This is a genomic window from Limosilactobacillus coleohominis, assembly GCF_016901675.1.
GTDB classification, from domain to species: Bacteria; Bacillota; Bacilli; order Lactobacillales; family Lactobacillaceae; genus Limosilactobacillus; species Limosilactobacillus intestinavium.
In genome coordinates this window covers 1-1,435 of record NZ_JACJKU010000144.1, presented here as the reverse complement: position 1 = coordinate 1,435, position 1,435 = coordinate 1, and the positions used below count along the sequence as shown (strand labels likewise).

The following is a 1,435-nucleotide window of genomic DNA, read 5'->3' as shown; positions in this document are numbered from 1 at the left end:
TTGTCGAAGCGGTTAAAAACTTAACTGCCGTGACAACGATAATTAATATACCAGTGACTATAGTGGGTTGTCAACAAAACTCAGCAAACTTTTTTAACTTTTTTGTAAACATGAACATTAACAAATAAAAGCTGTTTAACATAATGATTATGTCGAACTAACTTAACAATTCAATACTCTAACGATCATATTATTGATTATCAACATTTTTTCAATCAGTTTACTTTTTTTAAAATTAAGTTTAATGGCTTCACAATAACATGACCCACTGATAGAATTTAAGTCGTATTAAATTAAAAAGGAGAAACTAATGGGATTTTTAATTGATTTCATTTTACATATTGATACACACATTATCCAAATAGTTAACACGTTTGGTAATTGGTCATATTTACTACTATTTTTAGTCATTTTTATAGAGACGGGTGCTGTAATCCTTCCATTTCTACCAGGTGACTCATTATTATTCGCTGCTGCAGCTTTATCCGCTAATCAAAATTATCATCTAAGTATTGAAATATTCATTTTAGTATTTTTAATTGCTTGTATCGGTGGTGATTCTCTTAATTTCTTCATTGGTAATAAATTAAGTAAAAAGCTTACACAACATCCGTGGTTTAACAAACTTATTGATCAAAAAAGTCTACATAAAACAGAGCGCTTTTTCGAAAAACATGGTGCTCCTGCCATTATCTTAGCAAGATATATGCCAATCATCAGGACTTTCGCACCATTTGCAGCTGCCGGATCTGGATTCCCTTATCATCGATTTATTAAATACAATTTAATTGCTTGTTTTTCGTGGGTATTTATTTGTTGCGGTGCAGGTTACTTTTTCGGTAATTTACCTTTTGTCCAAGAACACTTTTCAATGATTATTATCGCCATTATTGTGGTGACACTAATTCCAGCTGTTGCAAGTGCTATTAAATCAAAATTTTCAAGTTCTAATGAAGAGCTTGATTAAGTGCTTAGTGTAAATATTAATACCCCAAGAGATTAATAACATCGTAATGCTCCAACAAATAAAGTATTTTAAAAAGAAGTTATCATTAAGTACTAAAATAATGGGGTCAGTCTTTGGATTAAATATCCAATAATTATCATTAAAAAAATGATAATGAAACCAAAGAAAACTATCTTGAAAACTAATCGCTATTAATGATGTAAATACAATCAACATTAACATTAATTCTTGATATAGCGGAATCAGTTCCCATAACTGATTCCGCTTTTTCTTCGCTCTAAATAAAACCAAGAACAATCCAAATGCAATAATCGTGATAACCATTCCATAATGAACCAACACCCTAACTTCAGCGAAATGTTCACTTGCTGTCTTAGACATCGGTAAAAAACGAAAATGCAAATGACCGGAAGAATAACTGCATAAATACTCTATCAATCTATAATAGTCAACCAATATGTGCTTATT

2 protein-coding genes are annotated in these 1,435 nt (G+C 30.5%); one reads left to right on the top strand and one right to left on the bottom strand.

Annotated features, from left to right (window positions below):
- Positions 1–310: 310 nt before the first annotated feature.
- Positions 311–967: a VTT domain-containing protein gene (locus tag H5975_RS08080; protein WP_204785612.1), complete on the top strand. Its 657-nt coding sequence runs from the start codon at positions 311–313 to the stop codon at positions 965–967.
- Here the strand turns inward: H5975_RS08080 and H5975_RS08075 are convergent.
- The coding region (locus H5975_RS08075; RefSeq protein WP_204785611.1) for a TIGR01906 family membrane protein at positions 941–1,435 on the bottom strand (495 nt) is incomplete at its 5' end. The genes H5975_RS08080 and H5975_RS08075 overlap by 27 nt on opposite strands.

What these genes read in the sequence shown, in the direction of transcription:
- H5975_RS08080 (WP_204785612.1), top strand. Translation starts at nt 311, where the DNA reads ATGGGATTTTTAATTGATTTCATTTTACATATTGATACACACATTATC.